Raw genomic sequence first — 16,640 nt, 5'->3', positions numbered from 1 at the left:
TCGGCTCAGGCCTCCGCCGTCGCGGCCGGGACATCGGACGGCGCAAGCGCCGGCGCCTCGACGTTCGGCGCGGGCGTTCCGATCGCCTTCAGCATCGCCGCCACCATCGCCGGCTTGCGCAACGGCTTGGCCAGAAAGTCGGTCATGCCGGCCTCGCGGCACTGCTTGATATCGTCGGGGAAGGCATTCGCGGTCAGCGCGATGATCGGCAGCGCGACAAGCCGTCCGCCCTTCGCCCGGATGGCCCGGGTCGCGGTGATGCCGTCCATCTCCGGCATGCGGACATCCATCAGCACCAGGTCGAACTCCCGTTCGTCGGCCGCCTTCACTGCCTGCAAGCCGTCCGGGACGATGCATTTGTCGACCGGGAACTCCTGCAGCATCTTCGACACCACCATGCGGTTGGTGGCGTCGTCCTCGGCGATCAGCACGCGCAAGGGACGACCGAGCGCCTCGATCCGCGCCTTGAGGTCGCCGGCGCCGACGCGGTCGCCGCGCTGATCGGACACCTGCTTGTCGCTCCACGGCAAGGTCAGGCTGAAGCGGAAGGTCGAGCCTTCGCCCTGCACCGACGACACCGCGATGACCCCGCCCATCTGCTCGATGATCCGCCGGGAGATCGCCAGACCGAGCCCGGTGCCGCCGAAGCGGCGGTTGATCGAGGCATCGGCCTGGGCGAAATCCGTGAACAGCTTGCCGACCCGATCGGCGGGAATGCCGATGCCGGTGTCGGAAACGCGCCACTCGATGGTCGCCTTCTGATCGTCGCGCGCGCGGCAGGCCACGGCGATGGTGATGCCTCCCTGCTCGGTAAACTTCACCGCATTGGAGGCGAGATTGATCAGCACCTGACGAATGCGCGCCACGTCGCCCTTGAGCGCCGGCGGCAGCTTCGGATCGATATCCGCATTGACCAGCAGGCTCTTCGATTTCGCGTTGACGCCCATGATGGCGGTGACCGCCTCGACCAGCGCCGCCGGCGAAAAATCCACCGTCTCGAATTCGAGCTTGCCGGCGTTGAGCTTGGACAGATCGAGGATGTCGTTGAGGATGCGCTGCAGGTTGTCGCCGGACTCGCGGATCGTCATGACCGCGTGACGCTGCTCGTCGTCGAGCTTGGTCTCCAGCAAGGTCGAGGCGAGCCCGAGCACGCCGTTCATCGGGGTGCGGATCTCATGGCTCATCATCGCCAGGAAGTCGGACTTGGCACGGCTTTCGGCTTCCGCCTGCTCGGCGCGCCAGCGCTCGGTGACGTCGCGGCCGAAGCCGCGATAGCCTGCGAACTTGCCCTCATGATCCCGCGCCGGCCGCGCCGTCAGCGCCCAGCGGCGGCGCTCGCCGCCCGCGACCACGACATGGATCAGAATCTCGGGGATCGACAGCCGCTGCGCCATGCGGTCGGCGAACGTCTTGAGCGTCGCCGTATCCGTCGGGCAGAGATATTTCAGCGTATCGATCAGCCGCTCGCCCTTGAGCTGGTCGAGCGGAAGCTGGGCCACGTCGGCGAAGCGCTGCGGCGCGTCGATCAGACGGCCCTCGGCATCGGTCTGCCACAGCCAGCTCGCGGCATTCTCCTGGAATTCCTTCAGCAGCAGCGAGATCGTCTCGTTCTGGCGCTCGTGCCGGATCTGCGCCTTCAGGTTCTCCAGGAATACGTTGCCGTGCGACACCAGGTGCCGCACCATGAACGAGGTGTAGAGCAGCAGGAACACGACGAGCACGAGATAGGTCGCGCCGCCGCAAAGAAACAGCGAGCCCACCGAGGCGACCATCAGGGTCCAGGTGTACGCGAGACCAGCCCGCGGCACGCTCGACATCGCGAATGCGCCACCGGAGATCATCCCGGTCATCAGCGAGCCCACGATGATCTGCAGATGCGGATCGACCTGCGGCATCACGATCAACGGCAGCGATCCCCAGATGGTCGCCAGGAAAAACGCCTGCAGCGTCATCCGGGAGATGGCGCGTTCGGACGCCTCCTGCGGCCGCGACCTGCGCGCCCGCCACCAGCCGCGCAGCGCCATGCCGCCAGCCACGCCGATCGCAGTGCCCCACGCGATCAGGAAGAGATTGGAGACCGTGTTCCAGAACACGCCGAGAATGATGGCCGCGTTCGCGAAATTGATGCCGATGGTCACGGGGACAAGGCGCGCGACGGCATCGACCTGCCGTGCCCGGATACGCCGGCGATCGCGCTCGGTCAGCGCTTCGTCGTCGAGGCCTTCGATGGCGTTGAAACCGCTGATCCAAAGGAAGAAGGCGCCCAGCGGACTGCCGCCCGCGGTACGCTTCGCGATCGAGGAGTCCCCAGGCCAATTCATGTGGGCGCAGAACCTTCCTTGTGATCCCTTGCCATGCCTGATCGGCTGCTTCAGCCGCGTTAATTGTTCCGCCCGTAGAATTACGGAACCTCCGAATGCGCGCGCTGACAGGGCTGGATGCAACTCGTCGTTCCCGCGGCACGATGTGCCCGAGTCATGATCGTCCATGTCCCCCTCGTTCAGGTCGAGGGCGCAGGGAATGCCGGGTGCTGGCCGCAACCCATGGCCCGCCTGCAGAAAGAAAGCAGGCGGCAGTCACCACAGGTCCAGCCGGTCAACCGGCATTCCCTGCACGACGGCTCTACGCCTTATACGCACTCTCCCCGGGGACCGGCTGTCTTGCCCCCGTCGCCGGCGGATCATCGTCCCCACCGGCTTGGCCTCAGCATCGGGAGGCCAGGACCATGCGATTTCGGCGTGCGCCAGGGCTGTTCGTCCGCACGGCATCAGCCATGCTGCAGCCCCAAGCGCCCATCGCATCCCACCCCGCGTGTCGTGACGATCGCGATACGCCCCTCGTGCCGGGGCGGGACGGCGGGATGAAAGCACGACTTCTGACAAAGCGAAACAAGAGAATTGTTCCCGGCAGGACTGGACAGGGCAAATCAGCTTGAAGGCGTTGGAGAAATGAATTTCTGCGCGCAGGCAGATTTAAAGCCGGTGTCGCCCGTTGCATCGCGCACAACAGCGATGAACCGGCCTTGATTTGCCCGACGGGCATGGCCGATCGCATAGCGCCTCGCCAAGTACCTTGCCAAGCACCGCGTCGTCGTGACCTGTCAGATAACCGCGCCCGAGGCGTAGGCGCCGGCCCAATGCGGAAAGCCGTTTTCGGCGGCGCGCGCCGCCGCGCGATCCCAGTCATAGGTCAGCGCCAGCAGCTCGGCCTGCCAATGCCCGCGGCGCTCCGTCAGCACGGCGTAGCGGGCGTGCGGCGAGCGATATTCGAGCTGGGCTGCGATCGGGATGTCGCCGAACACGGGACAGCCGACGCTGCCGGGATTGACCACCAGGGGTCCGCGCGGCACCTGCACCATCGCCTGACGATGACTGTGGCCGCACAGCACGAGCGTGGCACCGCCGAGATTGACGAGGCGCGAGGCCAGCACGTCGCGGCGCGCCGGGACGTAGCGGCCGTCATCGAGCATCTCCTCGAGCAGAAGGGCGCAGTCGTCGTCGGGCGTGCCATGGACGGCGAGGATGCCCTGCTCCAGGGCGAGCCGTGGCGGAAGCGCGTGCAACACCCGGCGCTGCTCGGCGGTCAGCGCCGCGCGAGCGAAGCGACCGGCGGGAGAGAGCTTCTCTTCCGGAAACTCCTCGATCCAGCGGTCATGATTGCCACGCACGGTCGGCAACTCCAGCGACCGCAGCAGGTCGAATGTCTCGCGCGGCCACAACGGGCTGGTCACGCAGTCGCCGAGATTGACGGTGGCATCGACCTCGCGTGTCTCGATGTCCGCGAGCACCGCCTCCAGCGCCGGCAGATTGCCATGCACATCGGAAATCACTGCCAGCCGCATCGTCGTCTCCTTCGTCACGCGGTTCGATCGGTCCGTTCAAGGCAAAGCCTTAGCATCTTCGTCATTGCGAGCGAAGCGAAGCAATCCAGGCCGCGCGTGGGACTCTGGATTGCTTCGCTCGCGATGACGGCGGAGAGGCCGGTGTCCGAAGCGACGCCAGCGGGCGGCGCGTGCCGACGATCCTCAAAGAGACGCGCGGATCACAACCTTGCAGGAACAACCGTCAACACCGGCGCGCGGCCTGCATAGCGCAGCAACAGTCGGTGGGTCGGATAGAAGATCACGAGCGGCAGGCCGATCAGCAGCATCGCGAACCATGCCGGACCCGGCATGAAGCTCTGCGCCAGGGCATCGCTGAGGCCGAACACGTAGTTGATGTTGACCGGCAGGTCGCTGGTCGCGGGTGGCGGCGGCATCAGGAAGTAGCACACCGACAGCAGCGCCCAGGCGGCGACGGTCCAGACCGCGAAGGCGCGGCGATCATAGCCGAGCCGCCAGACCAGCCAGGCCAGCACGAACGGGAGCCAGAAATGGAAGAACGACAGGCTGCGGGTGAACAGCGGCAGCTTGGCGTCGAACATATAGGCCGTCATGCCCGTCAATGGCACGCCGGCAGCGGTGCCGAGGAAGTCGACGACCCACAACGCCTGCGGCAGGAGGATGCCGACCGCCGGCGCCGAGGCGAGCAGCGGGCTCTCCAGCCAGACCGCCGCCAGCGTGGTCAACAGCGCGACGTCGCAGAAATACAGGAAGTTGGTCGGGCCGTAGGCCATCAGATAGGTCGGCACCAGCACCGCGCAGAACGCGCTATAGGCAAGCTTGAACCACAGCGGAATGCCTGGCTTCGCGGCCTCGTTCATCGATCCCCTGCCCCCTGCAATATGAGTGTTTTCGCAATCGCGCGGAGATTGTGGGGAGATGAGCCGGCGCGTCAATCAGGGCGCCCGTGATGTTCACGAGCAGCGTTAATGAGAGTTTGCGCTGGTCGCAGTGGCAGCCACGCGTGACGCGAACCGCGGCCTGCGAGGCGCTGTGCTCAACCGGCACCTCTCCCAATTTGAAGTGCTTGGGCACCCTGTGCAAGACCGGGCGGAACCGTCCATCTGCAAGGCAAGGAGACGGAAGAATGGTGCAAGTGTTTGCTGGGCCTGCTGTCGCATGGGTGACGTTCTTCGGGGTCATGATGCTGATCGTCCTGGGCATCGGCATCTACTGGCTGTTCAACAAGCGGGCCAGGTTGAGAGATATCGAGATCCTCCGCGAGAAGCTCGGTCAGATGACGACAATGGATCCTGAATACGGCGCCGTGAGAGCCCTGTACACATCGATGGTGATCGACGCCCGTCGCTGGCACTTCTATCATTCCGATGCAGCATCGGGAGATCACGGCGGCAGTCACCATTCCGGCGCTGATGATGCCGGCTCCGGTGGCCATGGCGATCAATGATCATTGGACTCCGGAGGGTGGGCAAAGCGACGCCGTCAGGCGGCGCGTGCCCACGGTCTTCCTGCCGCGAGAACGGTGGGCACGGTGCTCACGACGCTGTCGCGTCGTCGCGCGCCTTTACCCACCCTACGCATCCCTCAATGCGACGTACCGATCGCGAACACATCGGCACGCTCGATGATCAGATCACGAAACAATCGCGCGCGATGCGACATCCATTGCGGGTCGGGATAGACGACGTGCAGCGGCAGCGACGACACATCGTAGTCCGGCAGCAGGTGGACGAGCTTGCCTGAAGCGATGTGGCCCACCGCGCACCAGTCCGGCAGCACGGCGGCGCCGAGGCCTTCCAGCGCCGCCAGCGCCATGATGTCGGCGTCGTCGCAGGTGAGCGAGGGCGCGATGCCGACGACATGTCGGCCGGTCTCGGACTCGAAGCTCCATTCGTTCTTCGGCGACAGCCGCGAATAGGTCACGCAGGGCAGCTGGCGCAGATCGTTGGGCAGGCGCGGCGGGCGGTGTCTCGCGAGCAGCGATGGCGCCGCGACCAGCAGCCGCTTGACCGTGCCGACGCGGCGCGCGACCAGCGAGCTCGATGAGAGCAAGCCGATGCGGATGGCGAGCTCGGTGCCGGTCTCGACGAGGTCGACGAACTGCTCGGTGAAGCGGATGTCGAGCCGCACCTCGGGATAGCGGCGGCCATACTCCGCAAAGATGTCGGCGAAGAAGAAGCGGCCGAACGAGGTCGGCACCGTCATGCGCAGGGTGCCGGAGGGCGCGCCGACGCGCTTCGGCGATGGCACGCCGGCGCTCTCGAACAAGGTGACGATGTCCTTGGCGAGCTTGAGCACGCGGTCGGCCTCGGCGGTCGGCCGCAGCTTGCGCGTGGTGCGTACGAATAGCCGACAGCCGAACTGTTCCTCCAAGAGCGCGATGCGCTTGGTGATCGCCGGCTGTCCCAGGCCGAGATCAGCCGCAGCCTGGGTGAAGCTGCCGGCCTCCATGACCCGGATGAAGGTCTGCAGCGCGTCGATCCGGTCCATCCATTCCTCCCCGGAATGAGTTTTATTCTGGCTATTCCGTATACGTCAGGAGGCGGCCTAGTCTAGCCTCTCAAAAAAGATCACAGGGAGGGGAGACCCATGGAGAAGTCGATTGGCATCGTCGGCGCCGGCATCGGCGGGCTGCATCTGGCGCTCTATCTGCAGCAGCACGGGATCCAGGCGACCGTCCTGACGGATCGCGCGCCCGAGCAGTATGCTGCAACGCGGCTGATGAACACGGTGGCGCATCACGGCATCACGGTGGCGCGCGAGAACGAGCTCGGCGTGAACCACTGGGACGATCCCGATGTCGTCTATCACCACCATGATCACTTCTTCAATTTTCCGGGCAGCCCCCTGCTCTTCCGCGGCGCCTTCAAGCAGCCGAGCCGCGCGGTCGACTACCGGATCTACCTGCCGGCGCTGATGAAGGATTTCGAAGATCGCGGCGGCACGATCGAATACGCCAGCATCCAGGACGACGACATTCCGGCGCTGGTGGCGCGCTTCGACCTGCTGGTGGTGTCGACCGGCAAGGGCGCGCTCGGGCGGATGTTCAGCCATCGGCCGGAGCTGTCGCCCTACAACCAGCCGCAGCGCCTGCTCTGCGTCGGCCTCTATGACGGCGTCGATCACGGCAGCCCCGAGGGTGACGATCCGCGCGGCGTCACGCTGTCGGTGTCGCCGGGCCATGGCGAGATGATCGTGATCCCGACGCTGACCTTCGGCGGCATGAAGACGGCGCTGCTGATGGAGAACATTCCCGGCGGCGACATGGCCGAGCTGGTGTCGCTCAACTACGACGCCGATCCCTCGGCCTTTCGGCAGACGCTGCTCGACAAGCTCGAAAAGCACCATCCGCACACCTACAACCGGATCGACACGCACCGCTTCGATCTGCAGCCGCTGGACCTCTTGCAGGGCGCGGTGGTGCCGACCGTACGGCGCTCCTCGGTGAGCTTCGACGACGGCAAGATCGCGATCGCGCTCGGCGACGTGCACTCCGTGGTCGATCCGATGATGGGCCAGGGCGCCAACATGGCTTCCTACGCCGCGTTCGAACTGGGCAAGGCGATCGTTGACGCCGTGGCGTTCGACGACCGCTTCGTCGAGACGGTCGATCGCGCGCGCGAGAACCGCGTGCTCGCCGCGGCGCGCTGGACCAATCTGATGCTGCAGCCGCCGTCGGAGGCGATGGGCCGGCTGATCTTCACCATGGCGCAGGATCGCGCGCTCTGTGACGAGTTCACCGACAATTTCAACTATCCGGAGCGGCAGTGGGACCGGCTGGCGAGCGACCGGCGTATTCATGCCTGGATCGATGACCGGGCAAGGCTCGCAGCGTGATGGCGGAGAGAAGCCGATGAGCCATCATCCGGACCCGGCCAGCTTTCGCGCTGCCGCCTCGCGGTTCTCGACAGGCGTGACCGTCGTGACGAGCCGCGATGCCCAGGGCGCACCGGTCGGGATGACCGCGAACAGCTTCACCACGGTCTCGATGCAGCCGCCCACGGTGCTGGTCTCGCTGAAGCGCGGCCGCACCTGGCAGGCGGTGAGTACCTCCGGCCGCTATGCGGTCAACGTGCTCGCGGCGGATGACGTCGCGATCGGCCGGCATTTCGCCGGCGCACCACTGGCGCAGGGCGCACCAAGCTTCGACGAACGCGATGGCTTCTTCCTGCTGCCGCAGGCGATCGCGCAGTTCGGCTGCGAGGTCGTCAACGCGATCGAGATCGCAGACCACACGCTGTTCATCGGCGAAGTGCGCTGGTGCCGGCACCAGGACGGCCTGCCGCTGGCGTTCTATGCCAGCCGATTTTGCAACGGGCTGGGCGCGGAGATCAGGCCAAGCGAAGCGCTGGCCTATCCGGCGGAGGGATGGAGCATTTGATCGCACAGCCGGCGAGCCGAGTACGCCACCATCGTTCACCGTAAGCAGCTTCGCATGATCAAGGTGCAGCGCCGCTCTCGGAGCTGCCCCCTCATGGTGAGGAGACGCGCAGCGCCGTCTCGATCCATGAGGCCACAGTGTGGGCCTCGCCATTCGAGACGCCCGCCTGCGGCGGGCTCCTCAGGGTGAGGAGCGAGAGTTTCGCTCTTCAGCACAAATCGGATGCGGTTCGCCGGGACGACTTAGTGAGCCAAACATCGTCACATTGAAGACTGCGGGTCCGGCACAGTCGTGAGGCTCAACCGCCGATCGGTCCGGGGTCGATGCCCCCCGTTGTGGCGGCTCCAGGATGACCGGAGCGCGGCCACGTGACGATCGAAGCGTGATTTTAGTGCCGGCCGGGGGACGTCGTCAAATGCATCGGCCGCAGGCACGAGGCCTGCGGCCGATGGTCCACAGCAGTTTCGCTCGTCGGCTAGCGCCGCTCGTTCAGCATCGGGAAGCCGCGCTGATGCCAGACCGGATAGGCCGCGGGAATGTCGCTGGCGGCATCGAGCGTGGCCACGTGCTCCGCCGCCAGGCTCCAGCCGAGCGCGCCGATGTTCTCCATGAGCTGGCTCTCGTTGCGGGCGCCGACGATGATGGTCGACACGGTCGGGCGCTGCAGCAGCCAGTTCAGCGCCACCTGCGGAATCGTCTTGCCGGTCTCCTTGGCGACGCCGTCGAGCGCATCGACGACGCGATACAGCCGCTCCTCCTCGTAATGCGGTCCCGTGCCGGCGATGTCGTGGGCGCGGGTGCCGGGCTTGGCCGGCTGTCCGCGGCGGATCTTGCCGGTCAGCTTGCCCCATCCGAGCGGGCTCCAGATCACGGCGCCGACGCCCTGGTCGCGGCCCAGCGGCATCAGCTCCCACTCATAGTCGCGGTTGAGCAGCGAGTAGTAGGCCTGATGCGCGACATAGCGCGGATAGCCGTAGCGGTCGGAGGCGGCCAGCGACTTCATCAGGTGCCAGCCGGAGAAGTTGGAGCAGCCGATGTAGCGGATCTTGCCGGCGCGCACGAGCTGGTCGAGCGTGGACAGCGTCTCCTCCACCGGCGTGTTGTAGTCCTGGCCGTGCAGCTGGAACAGGTCGATGTGGTCGACGCCGAGCCGCGCGAGCGAGCCGTCGATCGCCTCGATCAGATGCTGGCGCGAGGAGCCATAGTCGTTCGGGCCACTGCCTTTCGGGAACGTCGCCTTGGTCGAGATCAGCAGGCGGTTGCGCTTGCCTTTGATGGCCTGGCCGAGAATGCTCTCGGCCAGGCCGTCCGAATAGACGTCGGCGCTGTCGAACATCGAGAGGCCATGATCGAGGCAGACGTCGATCAGCCGGGAGGCGCCGTCAGCGTCGGTCCCGCCCCAGGCCTTGAAGAAGTCGTTGCTGCCGCCAAAGGTCGCGGTGCCGAAGCTGAGCGCGGGCGCGCGGAGGCCGGAATGGCCGAGACGTCGATGGTCCATCATGATCTCCCTGGGTGTTGGCCGCATGAATACGCGCAGCGCGCGCCCCCGACCATGCCGCACCGTGCATGGCATTGTTGCACCGCCTGTGATTCCGACGCCATTCGCCTTGACCGGAGTGGTCGCGGCTTGATCTAACCGGGGCCGTTTCTCTTTCCCCCCGGGAACCTCAGGCCATGCGTATCGCCACTTGGAACGTCAATTCGGTCCGGCAGCGGATCGATCACCTTCTGACCTGGCTCAAGGAATGCTCCCCGGACATCGTCTGCCTGCAGGAGATCAAGTGCACGGACGACGCATTCCCGCGGCTGGAGATCGAGGCGCTCGGCTACAACGTCGTGACCCACGGTCAGAAGACCTTCAACGGCGTCGCGCTGCTGTCGAAGCTGCCGTTCGATGAAACCAAATCGGGTCTGGATGGCGACGCCGAGGACGTGCATGCGCGCTTCCTGGAGGGCGTGGTCAGCCTCAAGAGCGGGGTGGTGCGCATCGCCTGCCTCTATCTGCCCAACGGCAACCCGCCGAACACGGAAAAATATCCCTACAAGCTCAAATGGATGTCGCGGCTTCGTGACTACGCGCGTGAACGGCTGAAGACCGAGGAGCCGCTGATCCTCGCAGGCGACTTCAACGTCATTCCGGCCGCCGCCGACGTCTCCAACCCCGAAGCCTGGGTCGAGGATGCGCTGTTCCGTCCCGAAACACGGGAGAGCTTCCAGTCGCTGCTCGGCCTCGGGCTCACCGACGCGCTGCGCGCCGTGACCGATGCGCCGGGGCAGTACACGTTCTGGGACTATCAGGCCGGCGCCTGGCAGAAGAACATGGGGATCCGGATCGATCACCTGCTGCTGTCGCCGCAAGCCAGCGACCGGCTGGTCGAGGTCGGCATCGACAGCTATGTCAGGGCCTGGGAGAAGCCGTCGGATCACGTGCCGGTGTGGGCCGATTTCGATCTCGAGACGGCGTCACTCGAGGACGCTCGATGACGATGTACACACGGCGGCAATTGTTTCCGCTCGCACTCGTGCCGCTGCTGGCGGCGAAGCCGGCGCTTGCCGCCGACCTCCAGGCGACGATCGCCGGCATCGAAGCCGACAGCGGCGGTCGGCTCGGCGTGGCCCTGCTGGACACCGCGAGCGGCGCCCTCGGCGGCCATCGGCTCGACGAGCGGTTCCCGATGTGCAGCACCTTCAAGGCGCTGCTGGCGGGCGCGATCCTCACCAAGGTCGATGCCGGCTCCGAGCAGCTGGCGCGCCGCATTCCGATCGCGCAAGGAGACATCCTGTCCTATGCGCCGGTCACCAAGGCCTATGTGGGGACGTCGGGCCTGTCGGTCGGCGAATTGTGCGAGGCGACCGTGACGCTCAGCGACAACACCGCGGCGAATCTGCTGCTGGCGACGCTCGGCGGCCCCGCCGGCTTGACCCGCGCCATCCGCGGCTTCGGCGACGCCATCACCCGGCTCGACCGCATCGAGCCTGCGCTCAATGAAAGCGTGCCCGGCGATCCGAGGGACACCACCACGCCCGCGGCGATGGCCCAGACCTTGGCGAAGCTGACCACCGGCACTGCGCTGTCGGCGGCGTCGCGCGATGTCCTGAATGGCTGGCTGATCGCCTGCAAGACCGGTGGCGCCAAGCTGCGCGCCGGCCTGCCCGGCGAATGGCGCATCGGCGACAAGACCGGCGCGGGCGACAACGGCAGCAGCAACGATGTCGCCGTGATCTGGCCGACAGGGCGCGCGCCGGTCCTCGTGAGCAGCTATCTCACCGAGACCAAGGCCAGCGACGAGAAGCGCAACGCGGTTCACGCAGCGGTCGGCCGCGCCGTCGCCGGCGCGCTCGGGGCCTGAGCCGCCGCCTCGCGATAGATCGCGGCGATCGCGTCGAATCCGGTGCGCAGCTGGCGCATCTCGCGGGCGGCGAGGCGCACGCCGAGACCGGCGCTCTCCGGCAGCAGGCTCGCCGCGGCGTAGAGGCCGTCGATGCAGGACAGCGCATCGGCGAGACGCTGGCGGAGCGCGGCGAGATCGTTCGTCGGCGGCAACATCAGCACGGCCGAGCCGAACGCGCGATGACCGTTGAAGACGGCGACATCAGGATCGCTCAGATGCATACGGTCGATGAGGAGCGGCTCCTCGCCCGTCCGGCGCACGACGAGCGCGGAGTCGAGCTCGCGGAACAAGCGTCCTTGCCCGTCCGGGTCATGCATCGTGAAGGCGTCGGTGACGAGCGCCGATGCATCGGCGGCGCAGTTCAGGTCGAGCACCTGGCACAGGGCCGCCCCGGGAAAGAGGATGCGCGGCTCCGGCCGATAGTCGAGCCTGGCGCCGGTCGCGACCCGGAGCAGAACCTGCTCCTTGGCACGTGCGCCCGGCTCGGCGCGATGTACTGAGGTGGCGCCCTGCGTGGCCACGCAAACGGCTGTACCCGCAGATAGCGTGAAGCGCTGCGTCAACCGGTCCTCGCCATGCACCGCGCCACTGCCCGTCTGCAAGATCACCCTGAGGCAATCCGGCCGCGCAGCATCGGCGTGGAAGCTGCGCGTCAGCACAAACGGCCAGGCGAACAGGCGCCGGTCGATCACGGTACGTCCGCCCCGGCGGACGAAGGAGAGATCGAGCCGCGGCGGCTCTGGGGCGGAAGCGCTCACGAGCGGAACAAAACCTCGCGCTCCAACAGATCGACGATTGCGTTCACGCCTTCGCCGCGCCGGCAGTTGGTCAGGAGCACCGGCCGGCCGCCGCGCACGTCCGTCGCCTCGCGCTGCATGCGGGCGAGATCGACGCCGACATGAGGGGCGAGATCGACCTTGTTGATGACCAGGAGATCGGCGCGGATGACGCCGGGGCCGCGCTTGCGCGGGATGTCGTCGCCGCCGGCGACGTCGATCACGAACATCCAGAAATCGGTGAGGTCGCGCGAGAAGGTCGAGGCGAGATTGTCTCCGCCGCTCTCCAGCAGGATCAGCTCGACGCCGGGAAAGCGCCGCTCCAACTCGTCGGCGGCCTCGATGTTGAGCGTCGGGTCCTCGCGGATCACGGTGTGCGGACAGGCGCCGGCCTCCACCGCCGAGACCCGCTCGGGGTCGATCAGGCCGGAGCGCCGCACGCGCTCGGCATCTTCGGCGGTGACGAGATCGTTGGTGATGACGGCGATGTCGATGCCGCGCGCCTGCAGCGCCGGGATCAGCTGCTCGACCAACGCGGTCTTGCCGGAGCCGACGGGGCCGCCGATGCCGACGCGCGCGGCCGTCATCGGCGCATCGGCGCGGGTGAGAGCGAGACGGCTCATCGCAGCATGAACCTCCTCGCGAGCGGCACGGTTGTCGCGGGCGGGCACATCAAGAGCTTGCCGTCGGCGCGGACCTCGAAGGTCTGCGGATCGACCTCGACATGCGGCATCGCCGCGTTGCGGACCATGTCGGTCTTGCGCAGGCGGCGCACGTTCTTGATCTGCACCGTCTCGCGGCCGAGCCCGAGCCTGCCGCGGATGCCGGCGTCGACCGCGAGCTTCGACATGAAGTTGACGCCGAGACGCTGCGGCGCTGCGCCAAGCGCGCCCCACATCCGCTTCTGGATCATCGGCTCCGACAGCCCGAGGCTGCCATTGCCGTCGCCCATCGCGGCCCAGACCGGAAAGCCGTTCTTGATCACCATGTAGGGCTTCAGCCCGAACGAGGCGCGCGGCCACAGCACGAGATCGGCCATCTTGCCGACCTCGATGGAGCCGACGACATGATCGATGCCGACGGCAATAGCCGGATTGATCGTGAGCTTGGCGACGTAGCGCTTGATGCGCTCATTGTCGGCCCGAACAGTTGTCTCCTCCGGCAGCCGGCCGATGCGGTCCTTCATCACGCTCGCGAGCTGCCAGCATTTGGCGACGTTCTCGGCGAGCCGGCCCATGCCCTGCGTATCCGTGCCGAAGATCGAGATCGCGCCCATGTCGTGCAGGAAGTCCTCCGCCGCCATCGACTGCGCGCGCACCCGCGCCTCGCCGAACATGACGTCCTCGGGTGAATTGTAGTTGAGCTGATGACAGATCATCGTCATCGGCACGCCCTCCTCCATGCCATACGACGTGTACGGATTGGTCGGATTGGTGGAGGACGGGATCACGTTTGGCCAGGACACGACCTTGAGCAGGTCGGGCGCATGGCCGCCGCCGGCGCCCTCGACGTGGTACATGTGGATGGTGCGGCCATCGACCGCCGCCATCGTGTCCTCGCAGAAGCCGTATTCGTTGATCGAGTCGGTGTGCAGATGCACCGCGAAGTCGTGACGATCCGCCGCGATCAGGGTCTTGTCGATGACATCGGGCGACGCGCCGAAGTCCTCGTGGATCTTGACCGACATGCCGCCGGCCGCGACCGCCTCCTCGACCGCTGCGGGATTGGAGCCGCCGCGGCCGAACAGCGCGTAGTTCAGCGGCGAGAACTCGATCGACTTGAGGAAATGGCCGAAGTTCGGGCCCGAGCCGGAGCCGACGTCGAACACCGGCCCCGAGCCGTTGCCGACCATCGTGGTGGTGCCGCCGGCCAGCGCGTGATCCGACTGCTCCGGCGAGATCAGATGCGCGTGGCTCTCGATCGCGCCCGCGGTGACGATGAACGGGCCGCCGGCGATCGGCGCGGTGGTGTGACCGACCACCATGTCCGGATGCACGTCCGGCATGATGTCGGGATTGCCGGCCTTGCCGATGCCGACGATGCGGCCGTCGCGGATGCCGATGTCGGCCTTCACGATGCCGATCACGGCGTCGACGATGGTCGCGTTCTTGACGACGACGTCGAGGGCCTTGTGAGTGGACGTCCGGTGCGCCGCGACGGCCTCGCCGTCGCGGATGTTCTTGCCGGCACCGACCAGCAGCTCATGGCCGTAACTCGTGTAGTCGTGCTCGATCTCGGCGAGCAGGCTGGTGTCGGCGAGCCGGACGAGATCGCCTTTCGTGGGACCGTAAAGCTCGGCATACGCTTGCCGTGTCAGTGTTGCCATGACCTAGGCTCCGAGATAGCCACGCGATTGCGCGAGCTTCAGCGCGGCGTCGCGCGCGCCGGGCGCATCGAGCGGACCATTGACCAGCCCGGCCTGGCCGCGCACGATCCGGTCGCCGGTGATCGGCACCAGCCGCACCGATTTGAAGATCCCCGGCTCGAAGCGGATGCCCAAGCCCGCGGGCCGGTCGATCTTCATGCCCCAGGCGGCGGCGCGGTCGAAGCGCAGCGCGCGATTGACCTCGAAGAAGTGGGTGTGACTGCGCACCTGGATGTCGCGATCCCCGGTGTTGACGACGTCGATGGTGACCGCCGGCAGCTCCGTGAACATCGCGATGTCGTCGCCGCCGGCGATGATCTCGCCGGGCACGATCTCCTCGGCGGCTGCGCCTTCGGCCGGCTGGATCGGCTCGAACAGCGCCATCACCTTGGTGCCCTCGGCGAACATCAGCTCGACATAGAGCATCGGGATCATCTGCGCGACGCCGGGCTCGACGTCATCGGTGGTCAGCAACCGGCCGGCCATGTCGCGGATCTCGGCATAGGGCAGATTGCGTCGCGCCGCGGTCATCACCTCATCGGTGATGTAGGCGACCGCCTCGGGATGGCTCAGCTTGATGCCCAGCAAGCGATTGCGCCGCGCCATCTGCGCGGCGTTGAAGATCACGAGACGATCCAGCTCGGTCGGCGACAGGTTCATCATGGCGCGGCACCTCAGGTCGTGAACATGCGCACGTGCCGCAACGGCCCGCGCGACACGGCGATATCGATGAAGGGCGTGAAGCTCGACGGCATCGCGTCGTCGTCGGGTGTGCCGTTGAGCAGATCGCCGAGCCGTGCGCGGGCGCGCGCCAGGCTCTGCTGCGAGTCGATGTGGCCGATCAGGCCGAGCCGCACCGCGGCGCTGACGAGGCCAGTGATGAGGGTCCAGCCGGAGACGAGCTCGGCGGCATCGAGGCTCAGGCCGGCATCACGGCCGGCGATCGCCTGCGCCACGGCGAGGTGTCCAAGTCTCGGATCGGCCGAGACGCGCGCGCGGTAGGACACGGACAAGGGGCCTGCAAGCTTGACCCAGACGCCGAGCAACGCCCTGCCCGCACGCCGCGAGCCCTCGCGCATCTCGGCCGACGCCGTCGTGGCCTCGGCGAGGCGATCCACGGCTACCATCGCCGCGGTATCGCCAGCGTGCCAGGCGCGCCGCAGCAGGATGCGATCCATCGTGGCCCAGCGCTTTGCAAGGTGATCGGCAATGACGCCGTCGAGATCGCTGCGGTCGGACAGCAGGCCATCGGCGGCGAGGCCTTCGATGCCCCAAGAGAAGGCAAAGCCGCCGGCGGGAAAGGCGCTGTCGCCGAGTTGCAGCAGGGCCAGCGTCTCGCCGCGGTCAAACATGCGCGCGCTCCACGACTTCGCCGGCGTCGAGCAGCGGCTTGATCCGCGCACGGTAGGTCTCGATCGGGGCGTCGAGCAGTACGACGAGGCTGTCGCCCTCGAAGCGGACGCGCCAGTGCAGATTGCCGGCATGCCAACCGAGCTTGAGCGCGCTGGCCTCGTCACGCGCCTTGAGGCGCAATACCTGCTGCTCGCCAAAACGTGCGATGATGGCGCGATCGGAGTCGAGATGCAGCAGCGCGCCGTCGACCAGGTCCTCGTCGCGATCCAGGCTGACGGCGCAGTCGGTGCCGCGATCTGTTGTCAGGCGGAAGCGCTTGCGGCCGGCATCCTCCGGCGGCACGAACAGCAGCTCGATGCCACCGCGATGCTCCAGCGCGTGGATGCGGCCGGCATAAGCCTTGTCGCTCGCGCGTCCCAGGATGCCGTGCAGACGGAGCATCGGCGATGTTCCTCTTGTTGTTCTGCGCTCGTCGTTTGGGGCCTCGTGGTTCGAGACGCCCGCCCAAAGGACGGGCTTCTCACCATGAGGA

Annotated in this window: 16 protein-coding genes; 5 read left to right on the top strand and 11 right to left on the bottom strand. The window is 66.8% G+C overall.

What is annotated here, in order from left to right:
• Nucleotides 1–5: 5 nt before the first annotated feature.
• From QW845_RS00995 to QW845_RS00985, 3 genes are all read right to left on the bottom strand, one after another.
• Nucleotides 6–2,321, bottom strand: coding sequence for an ATP-binding protein (locus QW845_RS00995; protein WP_315799812.1), 2,316 nt, complete (start codon nt 2,319–2,321; stop codon nt 6–8).
• Between the two features lie 779 nt (nt 2,322–3,100).
• Complete coding sequence (locus QW845_RS00990; RefSeq protein ID WP_315799811.1) at nt 3,101–3,841, bottom strand: metallophosphoesterase family protein; 741 nt, start codon at nt 3,839–3,841, stop codon at nt 3,101–3,103.
• Between the two features lie 200 nt (nt 3,842–4,041).
• On the bottom strand, nt 4,042–4,701 hold the full coding sequence (locus QW845_RS00985; RefSeq protein WP_315799810.1) for a hypothetical protein: 660 nt from the start codon (nt 4,699–4,701) through the stop codon (nt 4,042–4,044).
• A gap of 266 nt (nt 4,702–4,967) precedes the next feature.
• Here QW845_RS00985 and QW845_RS00980 point away from each other — a divergent pair, with 266 nt between their 5' ends.
• Entirely contained in the window at nt 4,968–5,288 is a 321-nt protein-coding gene (locus QW845_RS00980) for a hypothetical protein (protein WP_315799809.1), read from the top strand.
• 137 nt (nt 5,289–5,425) lie between these two features.
• On the opposite strand, the gene QW845_RS00975 is transcribed toward QW845_RS00980, so the two are convergent.
• Nucleotides 5,426–6,331 (bottom strand): LysR family transcriptional regulator, encoded by a 906-nt coding sequence (locus tag QW845_RS00975; protein ID WP_315799808.1) that lies wholly within the window; start codon nt 6,329–6,331, stop codon nt 5,426–5,428.
• Between the two features lie 99 nt (nt 6,332–6,430).
• Between QW845_RS00975 and styA the strand changes: the two genes are divergently transcribed.
• Nucleotides 6,431–7,678 (top strand): styrene monooxygenase subunit StyA, encoded by a 1,248-nt coding sequence (gene styA / locus QW845_RS00970; protein ID WP_315799807.1) that lies wholly within the window; start codon nt 6,431–6,433, stop codon nt 7,676–7,678.
• A 16-nt stretch (nt 7,679–7,694) separates the two neighbouring features.
• Nucleotides 7,695–8,222: a flavin reductase family protein gene (locus QW845_RS00965; protein WP_315799806.1), complete on the top strand. Its 528-nt coding sequence runs from the start codon at nt 7,695–7,697 to the stop codon at nt 8,220–8,222.
• A gap of 475 nt (nt 8,223–8,697) precedes the next feature.
• Here the strand turns inward: QW845_RS00965 and QW845_RS00960 are convergent, their stop codons facing one another.
• Nucleotides 8,698–9,720, bottom strand: a complete 1,023-nt coding sequence (locus QW845_RS00960) for an aldo/keto reductase (protein ID WP_315799805.1) — start codon at nt 9,718–9,720, stop codon at nt 8,698–8,700.
• A gap of 176 nt (nt 9,721–9,896) precedes the next feature.
• Here QW845_RS00960 and xth point away from each other — a divergent pair, with 176 nt between their 5' ends.
• Nucleotides 9,897–10,706 carry an exodeoxyribonuclease III gene (gene xth, locus QW845_RS00955; protein WP_315799804.1) on the top strand — a complete coding sequence of 270 codons (810 nt, stop codon included), beginning with the start codon at nt 9,897–9,899 and terminating at the stop codon, nt 10,704–10,706.
• A complete protein-coding gene (gene bla / locus QW845_RS00950; protein ID WP_315799803.1) occupies nt 10,703–11,572 on the top strand; it encodes a class A beta-lactamase in 870 nt (289 codons plus the stop codon). The genes xth and bla overlap by 4 nt, the downstream gene beginning before the upstream one ends.
• Here the strand turns inward: bla and QW845_RS00945 are convergent.
• Genes QW845_RS00945 through ureE form a run of 6 tightly spaced genes read right to left on the bottom strand, consistent with a single transcriptional unit; the run spans nt 11,527 to nt 16,549 of the window.
• Nucleotides 11,527–12,372 (bottom strand): urease accessory protein UreD, encoded by an 846-nt coding sequence (locus tag QW845_RS00945; RefSeq protein ID WP_315799802.1) that lies wholly within the window; start codon nt 12,370–12,372, stop codon nt 11,527–11,529. The genes bla and QW845_RS00945 overlap by 46 nt on opposite strands.
• A complete protein-coding gene (ureG, locus tag QW845_RS00940; RefSeq protein WP_315799801.1) occupies nt 12,369–13,013 on the bottom strand; it encodes an urease accessory protein UreG in 645 nt (214 codons plus the stop codon). Before ureG ends, QW845_RS00945 begins: the two co-directional genes overlap by 4 nt.
• Entirely contained in the window at nt 13,010–14,716 is a 1,707-nt protein-coding gene (ureC, locus tag QW845_RS00935; RefSeq protein WP_315799800.1) for an urease subunit alpha, read from the bottom strand. The genes ureG and ureC overlap by 4 nt, the downstream gene beginning before the upstream one ends.
• Before the next feature lie 3 nt (nt 14,717–14,719).
• Nucleotides 14,720–15,418, bottom strand: a complete 699-nt coding sequence (gene ureB / locus QW845_RS00930; protein WP_315799799.1) for an urease subunit beta — start codon at nt 15,416–15,418, stop codon at nt 14,720–14,722.
• Between the two features lie 11 nt (nt 15,419–15,429).
• Nucleotides 15,430–16,107, bottom strand: a complete 678-nt coding sequence (locus QW845_RS00925; protein WP_315799798.1) for an urease accessory protein UreF — start codon at nt 16,105–16,107, stop codon at nt 15,430–15,432.
• Nucleotides 16,100–16,549, bottom strand: coding sequence for an urease accessory protein UreE (ureE, locus tag QW845_RS00920; protein ID WP_315799797.1), 450 nt, complete (start codon nt 16,547–16,549; stop codon nt 16,100–16,102). The genes QW845_RS00925 and ureE overlap by 8 nt, the downstream gene beginning before the upstream one ends.
• Nucleotides 16,550–16,640: the final 91 nt, after the last annotated feature.

It is taken from the genome of Bradyrhizobium sp. SZCCHNS3002 (assembly GCF_032377435.1).
Taxonomy (GTDB): Bacteria; Pseudomonadota; Alphaproteobacteria; order Rhizobiales; family Xanthobacteraceae; genus Bradyrhizobium.
The sequence above is the reverse complement of the archived record's forward strand: the minus strand, read 5'-3'. Positions and strand labels throughout refer to the sequence as shown.